This is a genomic window from Actinomycetota bacterium, from assembly GCA_018333515.1.
Taxonomy (GTDB): domain Bacteria; phylum Actinomycetota; class Aquicultoria; order Aquicultorales; family Aquicultoraceae; genus Aquicultor.
Genome location: JAGXSZ010000035.1, coordinates 41,519 through 57,227, shown reverse-complemented (window position 1 = coordinate 57,227; position 15,709 = coordinate 41,519). Strand labels below are relative to the sequence as shown.

Annotated in this window: 12 protein-coding genes and 1 tRNA gene; 2 read left to right on the top strand and 11 right to left on the bottom strand. The window is 50.5% G+C overall.

Translation table 11 applies throughout. From position 1 onward, the window contains the following. Positions 1-102: 102 nt before the first annotated feature. Both KGZ93_10085 and KGZ93_10080 read right to left on the bottom strand, forming a co-directional pair. On the bottom strand, positions 103-858 hold the full coding sequence (locus KGZ93_10085; protein ID MBS3909949.1) for a nucleotidyl transferase AbiEii/AbiGii toxin family protein: 756 nt from the start codon (positions 856-858) through the stop codon (positions 103-105). After that, positions 836-1,603 carry a type IV toxin-antitoxin system AbiEi family antitoxin domain-containing protein gene (locus KGZ93_10080; protein ID MBS3909948.1) on the bottom strand — a complete coding sequence of 256 codons (768 nt, stop codon included), beginning with the start codon at positions 1,601-1,603 and terminating at the stop codon, positions 836-838. Before KGZ93_10080 ends, KGZ93_10085 begins: the two co-directional genes overlap by 23 nt. Before the next feature lie 594 nt (positions 1,604-2,197). On the opposite strand from KGZ93_10080, the gene KGZ93_10075 reads away from it, so the two are divergent. Further along, positions 2,198-3,433 (top strand): IS110 family transposase, encoded by a 1,236-nt coding sequence (locus KGZ93_10075; GenBank protein ID MBS3909947.1) that lies wholly within the window; start codon positions 2,198-2,200, stop codon positions 3,431-3,433. 191 nt (positions 3,434-3,624) lie between these two features. On the opposite strand, the gene KGZ93_10070 is transcribed toward KGZ93_10075, so the two are convergent. The 3 genes from KGZ93_10070 to KGZ93_10060 form a co-directional block, all read right to left on the bottom strand. Then, entirely contained in the window at positions 3,625-4,062 is a 438-nt protein-coding gene (locus KGZ93_10070; protein MBS3909946.1) for a HEPN domain-containing protein, read from the bottom strand. After that, positions 4,046-4,594 (bottom strand): nucleotidyltransferase domain-containing protein, encoded by a 549-nt coding sequence (locus KGZ93_10065; protein MBS3909945.1) that lies wholly within the window; start codon positions 4,592-4,594, stop codon positions 4,046-4,048. The genes KGZ93_10070 and KGZ93_10065 overlap by 17 nt, the downstream gene beginning before the upstream one ends. A 266-nt stretch (positions 4,595-4,860) precedes the next feature. After that, positions 4,861-4,935: transfer RNA gene (locus KGZ93_10060), tRNA-Asn, on the bottom strand. Between the two features lie 239 nt (positions 4,936-5,174). On the opposite strand from KGZ93_10060, the gene KGZ93_10055 reads away from it, so the two are divergent. Next, positions 5,175-6,722, top strand: coding sequence for a 4Fe-4S binding protein (locus KGZ93_10055; protein MBS3909944.1), 1,548 nt, complete (start codon positions 5,175-5,177; stop codon positions 6,720-6,722). Between the two features lie 126 nt (positions 6,723-6,848). Here the strand turns inward: KGZ93_10055 and rpoD are convergent, their stop codons facing one another. The 6 genes from rpoD to ppdK form a co-directional block, all read right to left on the bottom strand. Next, complete coding sequence (gene rpoD / locus KGZ93_10050; GenBank protein MBS3909943.1) at positions 6,849-8,057, bottom strand: RNA polymerase sigma factor RpoD; 1,209 nt, start codon at positions 8,055-8,057, stop codon at positions 6,849-6,851. Positions 8,058-8,127: 70 nt separating this feature from the next. After that, complete coding sequence (gene dnaG / locus KGZ93_10045) at positions 8,128-9,942, bottom strand: DNA primase (GenBank protein ID MBS3909942.1); 1,815 nt, start codon at positions 9,940-9,942, stop codon at positions 8,128-8,130. 24 nt (positions 9,943-9,966) lie between these two features. Continuing rightward, positions 9,967-10,998 (bottom strand): deoxyguanosinetriphosphate triphosphohydrolase, encoded by a 1,032-nt coding sequence (locus KGZ93_10040; GenBank protein MBS3909941.1) that lies wholly within the window; start codon positions 10,996-10,998, stop codon positions 9,967-9,969. A gap of 19 nt (positions 10,999-11,017) precedes the next feature. Then, positions 11,018-11,605, bottom strand: a complete 588-nt coding sequence (locus KGZ93_10035; protein MBS3909940.1) for an NAD(P)H-dependent oxidoreductase — start codon at positions 11,603-11,605, stop codon at positions 11,018-11,020. A gap of 296 nt (positions 11,606-11,901) precedes the next feature. Then, positions 11,902-12,771, bottom strand: coding sequence for a pentapeptide repeat-containing protein (locus KGZ93_10030; GenBank protein ID MBS3909939.1), 870 nt, complete (start codon positions 12,769-12,771; stop codon positions 11,902-11,904). A gap of 150 nt (positions 12,772-12,921) precedes the next feature. Further along, entirely contained in the window at positions 12,922-15,576 is a 2,655-nt protein-coding gene (ppdK, locus tag KGZ93_10025) for a pyruvate, phosphate dikinase (GenBank protein MBS3909938.1), read from the bottom strand. Between the last annotated feature and the right edge of the window lie 133 nt (positions 15,577-15,709).

The window sequence follows — 15,709 nt, the reverse complement described above, 5'->3', positions numbered from 1 at the left end:
ATTGTCGGATCTATCAGACTTTCCAAGTCGTTGATAGATATTTGCATGTCCTAAAACCCTTTCTTTAAGCATGGATACCGGTAATGCATGGGGGTGTCTTGTCTAAAGACGATAAAGAAGCCCATCCAATGCCTTCTTTATCTCATTCAAAGCAATCTCTTCCCTATAATAAAGATTCTCAGCGCCGGATTGCCTTGCTTCTTCGGTTATTTGCAGATTCCCTAGAATCGAGTTTTTACTTAATGGCTTTCTTAGTTCTTTTTGCTTTAGTATCTCAACGATCTCTTTTGCTTCAATATTGTGTTCTTTTAAAACTAAAGCCAGGTCATAAAAATCTCGATATCTTGCCCGCTCATTAATGGCCCGCACTTTCTCGGCACAAATTTCTTTTAAATCCATGCTTAAAACCGTGGCCGACACCCCATAAATATTTCGGTACGCTCTTTTTTGAGCTGGCAGAATGAGTCTTTGCGTTAAGTCGATGTCGATTTTTATTGAGTTGGGCTGCTCCAGAGGACCGGTAAACTTTAATCGCTCAATCTTTAAGGCAAAATCTGAATGATAGAATTTCACGACCTCCAAAAAATCATATGGCTCAAAAACCTCTTTTATATCGTCGATAGTTAAAGCTTGAGCTGTCGCAAAGTCAAGGTCTTCGGAGAACCTCAGCTGGTTAAGGTAGAGATGGTGAATCGCCGTGCCGCCTTTAAAGATGAGCGTGTCTTTGAGTGGTGAATTGTAGATTATTTGCAAAACAACCGCCAAAAGATAATCCTTTTCGGCAATGGCTAAGGGATAGCGAAAGTTATTCTTATTTGCAATGGAGAGCTGGGATTTACTTAACAAATCGATCTTCATAGTAGAGTCTCCATTTGGAATTAAATTTGGTAGAATTCTTTGTGAGCTTTGCAAACCCAGGCGTGTTTTTTATATTCTCGAAAAGCCGGCTTGAATCAATGCCTGAGATGTCCAAAAGAAAACCGATTCTTCTTTGAATGGTGATCGGATAGAGACTTGCATAGTCGGCCATTTTTTGGGGATTGATTTCGCCATTAGCTTCTTTTAATTTCTCCAGGATCAGGTCGACTGTATAGCTATCCTTTCTAAACTGAAGAAAATCAAGCAAGGCCTTTTCAAGCTCAGCAACTTTCGCTTGCTGATTATCAACCGTTATTTGGATAAAGCCGGTCAGCATTTCAGGTTTTGTTTTTACGAATTGGTATTCAAGGTTTTGGAAATTATACATCTTGGGGTTTGCGGTAGATACCGCCGTCACCTTGCGAGGTAACTGATCAAAAAGCCCGTAGTAATTCAGGGAAAACTCAAACGACACATAGGAATTGGGAACAAGAACTTGAGAGACCACCAAGGGGGAAATATTTGAGAAGCTGTGAGACTCAAGATTGGCAACAGCATAAACCCCTCGTTTGATGCGAATCAACCAGCCTCTTTGAACTAAAAGTCCAATCCTTTTTTTAAGCGCATCATAAGAGACGTCTTTGAGTAACGCCCGCAGACCATCAAAGCTCACGACGTAGCCGTACCGTGAGATTATCTCTTCCAGTATTTCCAAGTCTTTTTTCGATAATATTGTCTTTTTCATAACATGTAGGGACCCATTTATAGACACTTTCATAACATACTTTATACTAATCGGAACATATTGCAAGAGTTTTTAACGCAAAACCGGTATACGATTGCTTACCCCTTGAGCAACAGAGGGGCTTTGGTATTATCATTATTTGTAGAAAGGTTTTGAGAAATCTGCAATCTAATATTATAGACAACTATCTATTATGTTAGACGATGAGACTGAGTTATGAGTTTTTAACACAAACCAGGGGGTTGGATTCGAACTCGTATAAATACCTCAAGGGACCATTCTTTAAGAGTGAATAATCAACCAGTAAATTAATAGTTAGGGTGCCCGTGCGGGAAGTATATATCTTAAGCGCTAAGGGACAGGACTTTTTCGAACTTGTTGCCGTTTGGACTTCTACAAAAGCGTGTCCGCCTGAAGCTTTCCGGTTGCATACTTCTAACCGCAGGATGTTTTACCCAAGATGGTAGCCCTTTTATGGTCGCAGCAGGTAAAAGGAATACGCCACCTCTTGGAAAATTCTTATCGGCGAGTCTGTTGGCACCGAAAAGCTCGGGCACCCTAAGCTCTTTATACCCAATGAAGGAGGTGTATGCTATGAATCCGCTCTACGTTGGCATCGATGTGGCCCAAAAAGAGAACTGGGCTTGTCTCATGAATAGCACTGGCGATGAGCTTTCAACGTTTTCATTTTCAAATGATCTCACCGGTGCTACCGGCCTGAAAGACAAATGCCTTGCACTCGCAGCTCAACACAGTATAGATAGCTTACTTGTCGGCATGGAGGCAACAGCTACCTACTGGTGGCACTTGTCAGTGTACCTTTCGACGGAAGCTGAACTTTCCCACCTGTATCCCAAGGTCTACAGCATCAATCCAAAAATCGTTAAAGGTTTTAAGAAGTCGTACCCGTTTTTGCCAAAGACGGATCGAATCGATGCGTGGGTTATCGCTGATAGGCTTCGCTTTGGGAGGCTCCCGGCAGAGTGCTACCACGATGAGAGGTATCAGCCACTGCAAAGACTAACCAGATTTCGGTATCGGCTCATCAAGCAGATCACCGATGAGAAGAACTATTTCCTCTCGTATCTGTCGCTCAAATTTAACACCTTTAAGCCAAGAGGCATCATCACTAATACCTTTGGCGCCACGAGCACAGCGATTCTTACTGAGTTCTACTCGGTTGATGAGATCGCAGAGACGGATATCGATGAACTCGCCGCTTTTGTGCAGAAAAGCAGTAACAATACAATTACAGACCCAGTAGAGGTAGCAGAAAGTGTTAAGCAGGCTGCCAGGGATGCTTACCGGCTAGATAAAAAGATCCTTGAGCCGATCAACTTCATCCTGGCGACAACATTGAGAAACATACAGGCGCTACAAGCCCAGGTAAAAATCACCGATCTCGCCATTGCAAAAGAGATCGCTCATATTCCTCATACCCTGGGCACCGTCAAGGGCTTAGGTCCAGTACTGTGTGCCGGCATTATTGCCGAGGTGGGCGATGTCACGCGGTTTAAGGACCAGGCGGCACTGGCAAAGTATGCCGGTCTCACTTGGCATGTGCGAAGAAGCGGCCAATTTGAAGCCGAAGAGACGCACATGAGCAAAACCGGCAACCCGTACCTTCGCTACTATCTCTATGAGGCGGCCAACTCGCTTCGCGTACACAACGACGAGTACCGCGCCTACTATGAGAGAAAGTATGCTGAGGCTAAGACGCACCACCATCGCCGAGCGACCGCACTGACCGCACGAAAACTCGTGCGGCTCGTTTTTTCACTGCTGCAATCTAAGAGGCTCTACGAGCCTAAGGTAGGTGTCTTTAGATAGTAATTGATGGTTATATGCTTGCACATAGCCCTTGCAGATGTTTTGTTGTATGGGCTTAGTTGAGCATTCACTTCTTGAGGATTTTTACTAAAAACATGCGCTTGACATTTATACCGCAGGCTTTTGGAGCAATTGTGCTTATATGCATCGTAAGACTATCCGTTTGATTGCTTAACTAAGACTTTAAAGCTTTATTTTAAGAGTTCTTCAGTAATTCTTAAAAACTCCTCAGCATTTTCGAGTGCAGATTCGGCTCCTTCTTTTGAGAAATCGGATTTATAATCTGCTGTTTCTCGAAGGAGTATGGTTGTATCAAAATCATCCACGAAACTCTGGTCGATTATTTTTTCATCAGCATAAAGTGCCTGGATAGCTATTTTTAAGCAGTAGTGGCTTTTCTCGCGGTAGCCTTTTTTAAACAGCAAAGCTCTTGCCGCATGAAACATGGAATAATAGGCTTGAATTGTTGCCCATTTGTAATCTAAATCATCCAGAAACTCGTCATAGGTTCTTTTGGCTCTTTTTAAATCCCTAATTGCCGCATTAAGTTCATCGCCAATTAGAGCTTCGGCGTGTGGCTGTTTAACGATGCTTTTCTTTTTTAAGCATTTCTCAAAGTCTTTGTTCATCTGGTTCCTTATTAAATAAAACTATTCCTTTTGCCACTTCGCCATAGAAAGCTTTGTCTTTTTTTCTGGATACCGCATATTCTGACGGAGTCTGCAGCACCGGCTTGATTTCTCGTTCAATATCATATTCACGAATTGCTTTTAACACTCCGTCTTTATGGGTTGTAAGGATAAAGAGGTCAATATCACTCTCGGCGGTATCTTCTCCTTTGGCGGTACTTCCGAACAGAATTACTCTTTGGGAGATTGGTTTTAGAGCCTTAACAAGGTTCTCTAAATTCACAAGATTTTCATAGACCCTGTAATACTTAAAAAGTGGATTAGTAGATAGAGTGTAAAACCACATCCGGCCCCGCTTCTCTCTCTCAAGCAGACCGGCATCAAAAAACTGGCGAAGAACCATGTTGGTCATACCACGGCTGACACCCGTTTTCTCGGAAACTTCTTTATCATAAAAAGAAGCGTCTTGGTGTAACGTTAGGAAGCCAAGGACTTTATTGGCGGCGGTGTTTAAAAGAATATCTTTTAGCATAATAACCTTAAATTCATTATTTTGATGCATATGTTCATTATATTGAATTATAGATATTGGTCAATACTATTTTCAAAACCCTATTTCAGGCAGCAAAGGATTCTAATATATTGGACTTATGTCTAATATATTAGAACATAAAGCGGGGTCAAGGGTTTTTGTTTCCTCGTCCAAGCTGTTACCGTACCCCATAACTGTAGGCAGATATTAATACATGCCTGTTTAAAGGCATAATTTATGGGTTGGTTGACACATGAAAAAACATTTGGCTCCCCGGGTAGGATTCGAACCTACAGCCCTTCGGTTAACAGCCGAATGCTCTACCATTGAGCTACCGAGGAATGTTGTCCTTCGCGCTATGCAATTTGCGAGTTCAACTCGCACACCTTTTGAATTATAAAAGATATCCCATTAACTTTCAAGATAATTGTCTGCGCCGACAGCGCATGCGATATGCGGATTTGCGGCCAAATCCCTTGCGCCGCGAAAACCCAACCTCGCCCGATTATTGATACTCGCACGATTTAGAAAAATCAGATATAATAAGAGTCGCTTTATAGAGGAGGACGTAGGGTAATACATGGGTGTAAGATTGTCCAATTATCGAAGGGTAATTCAAGCGTTTTTCTTCTCACTCTTCCTGGTGCTCCTCGCTATCACCTCAAAGCAGATTAGCCTGCCGTTTCCGACTGAGCTTTTTCTCGTCGCCGACCCGCTTATAGCACTCGTCTCTCTCCTGTCCGGCGTGCCTTTCAGACATGAGATGCTCTTCGCTCTAATAACGGTAGCCGTAACCCTTATGTTGGGGAGGGTCTTCTGTGGATATGCCTGTCCGATGGGCGCTCTTCTCGACCTCTTCGCCCCGCTCTCAAGGGTTCTGAAGATAAAGCGGGGGTCTTTTGCGCGGCTGAAGACGCTTCCGGTCATAACATTGACAATCATCCTGATCATGAGTATCTTCGGTATCAATATCCTAATGCTTCTCGACCCCCTCGCCATGCTTACACGAACGACTACGGTAGCCGTCTTCCCCGGAATCGATTATGTCCTTTCGACGATTGCGGACTCTCTTTATACCAACAGAAACATAGCTCCGCTCGTCGATAAGACGGTTTGGAAGCTCTCCGGAATACTAATCTACGACGACCAACGGGCGTTTCTTTCCGCGCAGTGGATGATCGCCCTCTTCGCGTTCGTCGTAAGCCTTAACGCGCTCGGCAATAGGTTCTGGTGCCGCTACGTCTGCCCGCTCGGAGGCCTGCTCGGAATTATCGGACGGGCGCCGCTCTATAGGCGAAAAGTCGCGGTAGAATCATGCACGAATTGCCTGAAATGCGCCAATAACTGCAACATGGAAGCAATATCCGACGATGGCTTAAAAACCAACGCTGCGAGCTGCGTGCTCTGCCTCAAGTGCAGGAACAACTGCCCGCAAGAAGCCATATCGGTCGATTTGAAGCCGGAGTTATCTAACCCGATGCCCTCTAGGAGAACGGCCATCGCAACAGTCGGCGCGACGATGGTCGCCGCCTACACGGTGCCGTTGAATAAATGGCCCGAGCCGGACGAGTTGACTCTTATCAGGCCGCCCGGCGCGCTCAAGGAGCCGGCGTTTCTCGATAAATGCGTGCGCTGCGGTGCATGCCTCAAGGCCTGCCCGACTAATGTCCTTCAGCCGGCGCTCCTCCAGTATGGCGTTGAGGCCGTCTGGACACCGTACCTCGATTTTAATTTGAGTGTCTGCGACTGGTCGTGTAACGCTTGCGGCAAAGCCTGTCCGACAGGCGCCATCGAGCACTTAAAACTCAAGGCTAAGCAGAAGTTTGTCTTGGGCGTGGCCGAAATCGACCGGGGCAAGTGTATCCCCTGGATAGCCGGTCACGGCTGCGGGATTTGTGTGGAGCTTTGCCCGCTGCCGGATAAAGCGATAATCATCGAAGAGCGGCCCACGAACTACGGAAAGATGGCGGTTCTGCCTATCGTTGTCAAAGATAAATGCATCGGCTGCGGCATATGCGAGAAGAAGTGTCCGCTGCCGCGCCGAAAAGCCATCAAGGTCTTCCCGACGAAATTCGAAGGCGGTCAAGACCTCTTCTACACGCTCGACAATAGAGATGGCATGGGTTAGGGCCCACATGCAACAAAGCGCCGGCTCAAGAACCGGCGCGTCATCAGCTTATTGTTTTTCTGTCGAGGCACAGAGAGCATTGTCAGGGCTAAAGCCCTGAGCGCAGCGCTTGTGCGGTTCCGGCAACTATTCCAGATAGTCCCGGAGCTTCGCGCTGCGATTCGGGTGGCGCAGTTTGCTCAGCGTCTTCGACTCGATTTGCCGGATGCGCTCCCTGGTGACGCCAAAGACGCGACCGACTTCTTCTAATGTTCTGGGATGCCCGTCGATAAGGCCGAAGCGTAACTCGATGACCTTGCGCTCGCGCTCGCTTAACGTGTCGAGAACTTCCTGGAGCTGTTCCTGCAGAAGTGAGAATGACGCCGCATCCGATGGCACCTCGGCTTCCTGGTCTTCTATGAAATCGCCAAGCTGGCTGTCTTCTTCTTCGCCGATAGGTGTCTCAAGAGAGACCGGCTCCTGTGATATTTTGAGAATCTCGCGCACTCGCTCGGGGGTCAAGCCCATCTCTTCGCCTATCTCCTCGGGCAACGGCTCGCGACCAAGCTCCTGTAAAAGCTGGCGCTGAATGCGGATGAGCTTGTTTATCGTCTCCACCATGTGCACCGGAATACGTATCGTCCGAGCTTGGTCGGCAATCGCCCTGGTGATGGCTTGGCGAATCCACCATGTCGCGTAGGTGCTGAATTTATAGCCTTTGCGATAATCGAATTTCTCAACAGCACGAATCAAGCCGAGATTGCCTTCCTGAATCAGGTCGAGAAAGAGCATGCCCCGCCCGACATATCTTTTCGCGATGCTTACCACGAGACGCAGATTCGCCTCGACCAGCTTTTTCTTCGCCGTCATCCCTTCGCGCTCTATCCGGCGTATCTTGCGAATCTCTTCTTTCGTTAGATTGTCCTCATCGCGCTCGAGACGCCCGGCGGCTTCTTCGCCGGCTTCGATATTTTTGGCCAATCTTACTTCTTCGTCGCCGGTAAGGAGCGGCACTTTGCCTATTTCTTTAAGATACATGCGCACAGGGTCGTTTATCGGCGATTTCACCGACAGATCGAGTTCACGGCTGAATTTCGCCTTGGCGCCCTCCTCGTCGTCGACGTCCGCCTCATCTTCAGCAACGATTTTCTCGTCGACGTCAAGCTCGTCGACTCCCAAATCGACGTCCTCATCGGCGGCACCGTCATCGCCCGTATCCACAATCTCGACCCCGACATTGAACAGGTAGGAATATATATTATCGATTTGCTCACTCGTAAGATCGACGGCTTGGAGCGCGTCGTTAATCTCATCGGAGCTGAGCACGCCTTTCCCTTGCCCCTTCGCGATCAGCATTTTTACCTCTGGAATTTCGAACTCGTTAATGCGGGTATTCACCCAGTGTTTCCTCCAATCAAATCACATGCTAGCGCAAATCTCTTCGCTTTGCCTCAAGCTCGATTAGTTCTCCGAACAAAGCATCGTAACGCGTCTGATCCCGCTGCGCCTTCGGGGACTCGAGTTCCCGTTTTAGTTTACTAATTTGACGCTTATAATAAAAATCCTTGAGAGATAGCGAAATATCCTCAAAATATTTTGCTAAATTTTCCTCTTCGTATTCGGCCTCCGTCAAATACACCTCTGTGGCCTTGGCTTTTAAGCTATTGTCAAGATCATCCAGTGTCTTTGTGTCGAATTTACCCGCACCTATTCCCTTTAAAACTGCGAGAAGCTTAGCGTGAGCCGGGGAAACAAAGTAGTCACCCTCCATGTCGGCCGACAGGCTGCCCCGCAGCCGAGGATATTTCATGACGAGATGAAGAAAAGTCCGTTCCGTCTTCTCTTGCGGGTCGAGCGACGTTTTGAGCGCCGCGCCGCGCCTAGGGGCGCTCTTACCGAGCAACGACCTAAATCTGACAGCAAGAACCCGCGCATCGAGCCCAAGTCTTTGGGCGATTTTTCCTATATATTCTTCGTGCGTTATGGGATCGAGCGTTGCGATGAACCTTAGACCTGCTAGTGCGGCTTTTTCTTTTTCCTGAGTCTCACTGATAGTATATTTTTCCAGCTCGCGCGTCAAGTAAAAATCATAGAACGGCTCCGCGTCGTCGAGCAACTCTCGAAAAGAGTCGATACTTTGGTTTGCGATGTAGTCCGCGGGATCGAGGTTGTCTGGAAGCACGACCACCCTCACATCTATCCCCGACTCGGCACTCCGTCCCTCGAAGTCGCGGAGAGCCTTCATCTTCGGCGGACGAAATTCGGACATATATGCGCCGGCACTCTCCGCTGCTTTCGTACCCGCGGCATCCGCGTCAAAGACTAAGATCGCCCGATTGGCGAATCGTTTGAGAAGTTCGACGTGCTCGCCGGTGAACGCCGTACCGAGCGTTGCGACAACGTTTGGTACGCCCGCCTGGGCCAGAGCAAGAACGTCTGTGTAACCTTCGACAACGACCACCGAGCCCTCTCTCGTTATATCGTTCTTGGCCAAATGGAGCCCGTACAAGGTTGAACTCTTATGATATGTCGGCGTCTCCGGGGAGTTCATATATTTCGGCTGTCCGCCATCGAGCACCCTGCCACCAAAAGCGATAGTGCGCCCCCTCATATCGGCAATCGGAAAGATGATCCTGGAACGGAACCGGTCATAGTGGCCCTTGGCGCTTTTTATGATAAGTCCCGCCTCGACCAGCTCCTCTTTTGAGAACTTACGCTTGGCGAGGTAATTCCCGAGTGAGTTCCACCCTTGCGGCGCGAGTCCGATACCGTACCCTTTGACTATATCGGCGCCCAGTCCCCTTTTCTTTAAATACGCGCGCCCAGGCTCCCCTTCGGCTGTTTTGAGAAGTATGTGCTGGTAGAAGAGCATGGCCTGGCTGTTCGCCTCATAAAGACGCTCTCTTTTGGATAGCTCCCGGCTCTTGCCCGCTTCGTACTCCAGCTGGTAGCCCACGCGCGCGGCCAAGAACTCGACCGCCTCGGGAAACTCCAAGTGTTCGACTTTCATGACGAAGTTGAAGACATTGCCGCCCTCGCCGCAGCCGAAGCAATGAAAAAGCTGCGACGCGGCGTCGACTTTGAATGAGGGGGTCTTCTCTTGGTGGTATGGACATAGGCCCCAAAAAAGCTTGCCTTTTTTCTTGAGCGTCACGTACTCCGAGACCACATCGACCAGGTTATTCCGCTCTCGGACGGCGTCTATATCGTTCTCTTTGATCCTGCCTTTAAATTCGGTCACTAAATCCGTCTCTCCGGCTTGCTGTTAAACCATCCATACTTTTGGAACGAAGTGCTCTTCATACATCTTGATAGCGTAACGGTCGGTCATGCCCGCTATGTAGTCACAGATGCGAACGACGCGCGTACCCGACTCCTCGGTTCTGAACTCCTCGGGCAGCAACTCCGGTTTGTCGAGGAACAGGAAGTAGAGGCTCTTCAAGACGTTCTTGGCCTTTTCATTCTCCGACTTCGCCGCCGAGCCTCGGTAGACGCGTGCGAACAAGAACTCGCGCAGTTCATGCATGGCCTTCATGAGGTCCGGGCTCATCGAAATGGTATTCTTGTCCCGGCTATATTCGACGAGATTGCAGACCATAGCGTTTATGCGCACGCCCGAATACCTGCCGAACAACTCGATTGACTCTTTATCGATGTCGTCTGTCTTAAGAATGCCGGCGCGAACGGCGTCGTCGATGTCGTGGTTGATATAGGCTATCCTGTCGGAAATCTTGACTATCCGACCTTCTAGCGTCCGCGGGTCTTTCTCGCCCGTGTGGTGCAGAATGCCGTCGCGCACCTCCCATGTCAGGTTGAGCCCTTTGCCGCCGTACTCGAGGATATCGATTACGCGCAGGCTCTGCTCGTTATGGTTGAACCCGTCGGGGAGATTATCCGCGCCTCCGGCCTTCAACTCTTGAAAAATCTCGTTTATCGCTTCTTCGCCGACATGGCCGAAGGGGGTGTGGCCCAGGTCATGGCCGAGCGCTATCGCCTCGGCCAGGTCTTCGTTGAGCGCCAGCGCCCGGGCTATGATTCTCGATATCTGGCTGACCTCGATGGTGTGCGTAAGCCGGTTGCGATAGTGGTCGCCCTCCGGGCTCAGAAAGACCTGCGTCTTGTTGACGAGGCGCCTGAACGCTTTAGAGTGGATGATGCGGTCCCGGTCACGCTGGTAGCATGTGCGCAGCGGACACGGTTGCAGCGGCTTCGCCCGCCCTTGGCTGTCGATGCTTCGCATCGCCAACTTCGACAGGGTCTGGACTTCGCGTTCTTCGAATATCTCCCGGGGGACTATAAATTGTTGTTCCACATTATCACCGTCTATTTATCTTGATTTCTTCGACTAATCGTTTGCCGGTAACTCTTGCGCTTTTTAGAGCATCGGCGTCACTCTCGGCAGGCCTTTGAGCGCAGACTCCGTGGTGGCCGATGGTCTCGGTGGCGGAAGAGTCCGATACTATCGTCATACCGTGGACCATCATAATATCATGTATGGCGCGAATCGTCGTTTCTTGCCCGCCGAAACGCGAAGCTCCCACCGAAACGCCGGCGCCTACTTTCGCGACTAAAGCCTTTTTAGCGCGGAGCGCCCGGCTCTTGTCGAAAATCGCCTTTAATTGAGCCGATACCGTGCCGAAATAGACCGGGCTGCCGACGACGATAGCATCGGCCCCAGCCATCGCATCCAGGGCCGACTCGAGCCTGGTGCCGACATAGCAACTCTCATCACACGGCGAACTGCAGGCGTCGCAATACGGTTTATCCTGGTCCTCCAAGACCTCCATCGAATGGAGCAGCTCGGTTTTGGCGCCCGCTTTCGCGGCAGAGCGCAAAACTTCCCTTATCAGAAAAGCCGTGTTACCATCTTCATTCGGGCTTCCGTTGATGCCGACAACAAGGATATCTTCCATAAAATCACCTCAAAGTTGGTTTCCAAAATTTTCGGGAGGGTTTACTTCTACATCGGTATTCGACACATACCAGTTTTTTCCTGCAGGCGCGGAACTTTTTTTGATTCTAGCATTTATGACCCTTAAATTCGACTATAAGACAGGGGAAAGGGGTCAGGTCTTTATTTTTTAGCGTAATGCCGCCCGCGCGCGCATAGAGAGTGGGACACGCGTTATCATCTACCGTCCTGTTTGGGAATGCCGCGCGCATAGAGAGTGGGTATCCGTAACAGCCGTAGCAACGTCCCCTAGAGCCCGAGCGCGGTATGTAGGTTTTTCGCCTGGTCGAGATTGATTGCGTAGCTTATCTTGACGTTGGTCAGGACCGTGCCCTCGAAATTAGCATTACACACATCGGTCTGCGTCACCTTGGTATCGCTCATCTTGGTGTGTCGCAGGTTGGCGCCGGTCAGGTTCGCGTAGCGCAGGTTCGCCCCGTTTAGCTTCGCATGCGATAAGTCAGCGAACGAAAGATTTGCCTGGGCTAAGTCGGCTTGGGTAAGATTTGCGCCGAGTAAATCCGCTTGGCTTAAGTTCGCTCCCGTAAGTACGGAACGGTACAGGCGAGCACCGCTCAATTTCGCGTTGCTTAAGTCGGCTTTATGCAGGTCGGCCCCGCTTATATAGGCATCTTCGAGGTTGGCCCAGCTCAAATCGGTCACTTTCTGTTTGCCCTCATCGGTTACTACGTCTGATTCGGTGAGAGATGCGTGACGCAGGTCGGCGTCGCTCAGATTAGCCCGCCGCAGGTTGGCCCCGCAAAGGTTGGCGTGACGCAGGTCGGCGTTGATTAAGACCGCGCCCGACATCTCGGCTTCGCTAAAGTTAGCCTTTCTGAAATCAGCTTTACGAAATTCGCTTTTACTTAAATCCGCGCCTGAAAGGTTGGCCTCGCGAAAATTTATTTCGCTCAAGTTCATCCCGCTGAGGTTCGCGCCGGAAAGGTCGGCGCCGTGGAAATTGCAACCTTGCAGCTTAAAATTGCGCATGTTGAACCTGCTCAGATTACGATTTTTAAAATCTTTCGTCGTTTTAATAATCGTTCTAATCTGTTCCGTAGTCATCCGCGGTTTGCGCACGGGTATGGGTGTTTGGTGGTCTCGCGAATTCTTGATCATATTCTCCGCTGCCTATAATAGTGCGATTCTAAAAGACTATCGGCATATGCCGGCAATAACTTATACACAGAACAAAGGACGAGATAACTCTCGTCCTTTGTTCGTCCTTTGTTGTTTTTATAGACCTGTCGGCTTAAGGCCGACGGTAAACTACTTAGAACTCGAAGAGCTGTCGCCCAGAACCGCCTGGGCGGCCGCGAGGCGTGCGAGCGGAACCCTGTATGGAGAACAGCTCACATACGACAGGCCCATCGCGTGGAACTTCTTGACCGATTCGGGGTCGCCGCCGTGCTCGCCACAGACGCCGAGCTTAAGCTCGGGTTTGGTGGCGCGACCCTTACGGCACCCCATCTCGACCAGCGCGGCGACACCGTCATCGATTGTTTCAAACGGGTTGCTCGGCAATATCTTTCTCTCCAGATAGCGCGGGAGAAACTTCGCTTCGATATCGTCGCGGCTAAAACCAAAGGCCATCTGCGTCAAGTCGTTCGTACCAAATGAGAAGAAGTCCGCGACAGTCGCGACCTCGTCGGCCGTAACAGCGGCGCGCGGTATCTCAATCATCGTACCTATCTTGTATTCGACATCGACACCGCTGCCGGCGATGACTTCCGCGATTACCTCTTCGCTCTCTTTGCGCAAGATGTCGAGTTCGTTGACGTGCGCCACGAGCGGTATCATTATCTCGACCCTCGGGTCGCCGCCCTCTTTTTTCAGCCGGCAAGCGGCCTCCATAATCGCGCGTACCTGCATCTTGTATATCTCGGGGTGCGTGATACCCAGACGACAGCCGCGCAAGCCCAGCATCGGGTTCATCTCGGCCATCCGCTCGACCGCGTCGAGAAGCTCGTTCTTGGGGGCGAGTTCGGCGTCTGTCGCGCCGCTCATCTCCATCTTGGTGATTTCGACCTTCAGGTCGATTTGTCGCGGCAAAAACTCGTGGAGCGGCGGGTCGAGCAATCTTATGGTCACCGGCAAGCCGTCCATTGCCTTGAAGATGCCGAGAAAGTCATCTCTCTGCACTTTTAATAATTTGGCGAGCGCGTCTTTTTCCTCATCTTCGTTCTTGGCTAAAATCATCCGCTGGACGATGGGCAAACGGTCCCCGAGAAACATGTGCTCGGTGCGGGCCAGGCCGATTCCTTCGGCGCCGAATTGGCGCCCTTTTTCACTATCCTCCGGCGTGTCCGCGTTAGTGCGAACCCCGAGCGTCCTAATCTCGTCCGCCCAACCCAATATGAGCTCGAATTCCTTGGTCGGTTTCGGAGGCACTAATCCCACCGCGCCGACCACCACGCTTCCGGTAGTGCCGTCGATAGATATTATGTCACCCTCTCTTACCTGAACACCGTTGACGGTGAATACTTTGTTCTTGGAGTCTATCTTAATCGCGTCCGCACCGCACACGCATGGTTTGCCCATGCCTCGGGCGACGACCGCCGCGTGGCTGGTCTTGCCGCCGTGGCTGGTGAGAATACCCTGCGCGGCGACCATGCCGTGAAGGTCGTCCGGGGTCGTCTCCCAGCGTGTGAGGATGACTTTCTCGCCGTTTTGGCCCATCTCCTCCGCGGTGTCGGCGTCGAAGACGACCTTGCCGACCGCGGCGCCCGGTGAAGCGTTAAGCCCTTTCGTTAGAACCTCGATTTTGGCTTTCGGGTCGAACTGCGGGTGCAACAGCTGGTCCAGTTGCTCGGGGTCGATTCTTTGGACGGCCTCTCTCTTGGTGATAAGGCCCTCTTCGACCATCTCAGCGGCTATTCTCAAGGCCGCCGCTGCGGTTCTCTTACCGATTCTGGTCTGGAGCATCCAGAGTTTACCCTGCTCGATTGTGAACTCTATATCGCAGATATCCCGATAGTGCTTCTCGAGTATGTCCATATTCTTCAGCAGCTCATCGGCGAGCGCCGGCATTTCCGCCTTAAGGTTGAGGAGCGGCTCGGTGACCCTTATCCCCGCTACGACATCCTCGCCCTGCGCATTGATCAGGTAGTCGCCGTATGGCACGTCCTCGCCGGTCGCGGGGTCACGCGTAAAAGTGACGCCGGTCGCCGAGTCATCACCTTTGTTTCCAAAGACCATCGTCTGGATGTTGACCGCGGTCCCGAGGTCATCCGGTATTTTATATAGCTTGCGGTAATCAACGGCTCTCTTATTGCCCCAGCTCTTAAAGACAGCCTCGACTGACAAGATCAATTGCTCTTTTGGGTCTGTCGGGAATTCGCGGCCCGTATGTTCGCGGACGATATCCTTGAACATTCGGACGAGTGCTTTTAGATCGTTCGCGGTCAGATCGGTATCGAGTTTCGCGCCCTTCTTTTCTTTTAGTTCATTTATCGCATCCTCGAAGAGCCCGCCCTCGATGCGCAGGACCACCTTGCCGAACATCTGGATGAAACGACGGTAAGAGTCATAAGCGAAGCGCTCGTCGCCGGTCTGCTTGGTCAATCCTTTGATAGCCTCATCGTTCAGGCCCAGGTTTAGAACCGTATCCATCATGCCGGGCATAGAAAACGCGGCTCCGGAGCGGACAGAGACCAACAACGGGTCATCCGGGTCTCCAAGCTTCTTACCCATCTTCCGCTCAAGTGCTTCACGGTGCATATCGATCTCTTGCGGAAGCCCATCGGGAAATGCTCCGGTCCGGTAGTATTCGTTACATGCTCCGGTGCTTATTGTGAAGCCCGGCGGAACCGGCAGGCCAATCCGTGTCATCTCGGCGAGGTTCGCGCCCTTCCCACCGAGAATGTACTTCATCTCAGCCGTGCCTTCGTTAAAATCGTAGACATACTTTTTGCTACCTGACATTATATTCCCCCCAAAATAATCATCTTCTATTTTTAAACCGGACAATAGTCCAGTAAAACGCACCATCACGTGCTTATCGGATAGCAGGCCGCATCGGGGCGGAATCACCCGTGCGGGTGGTGGCCGCCTTAGC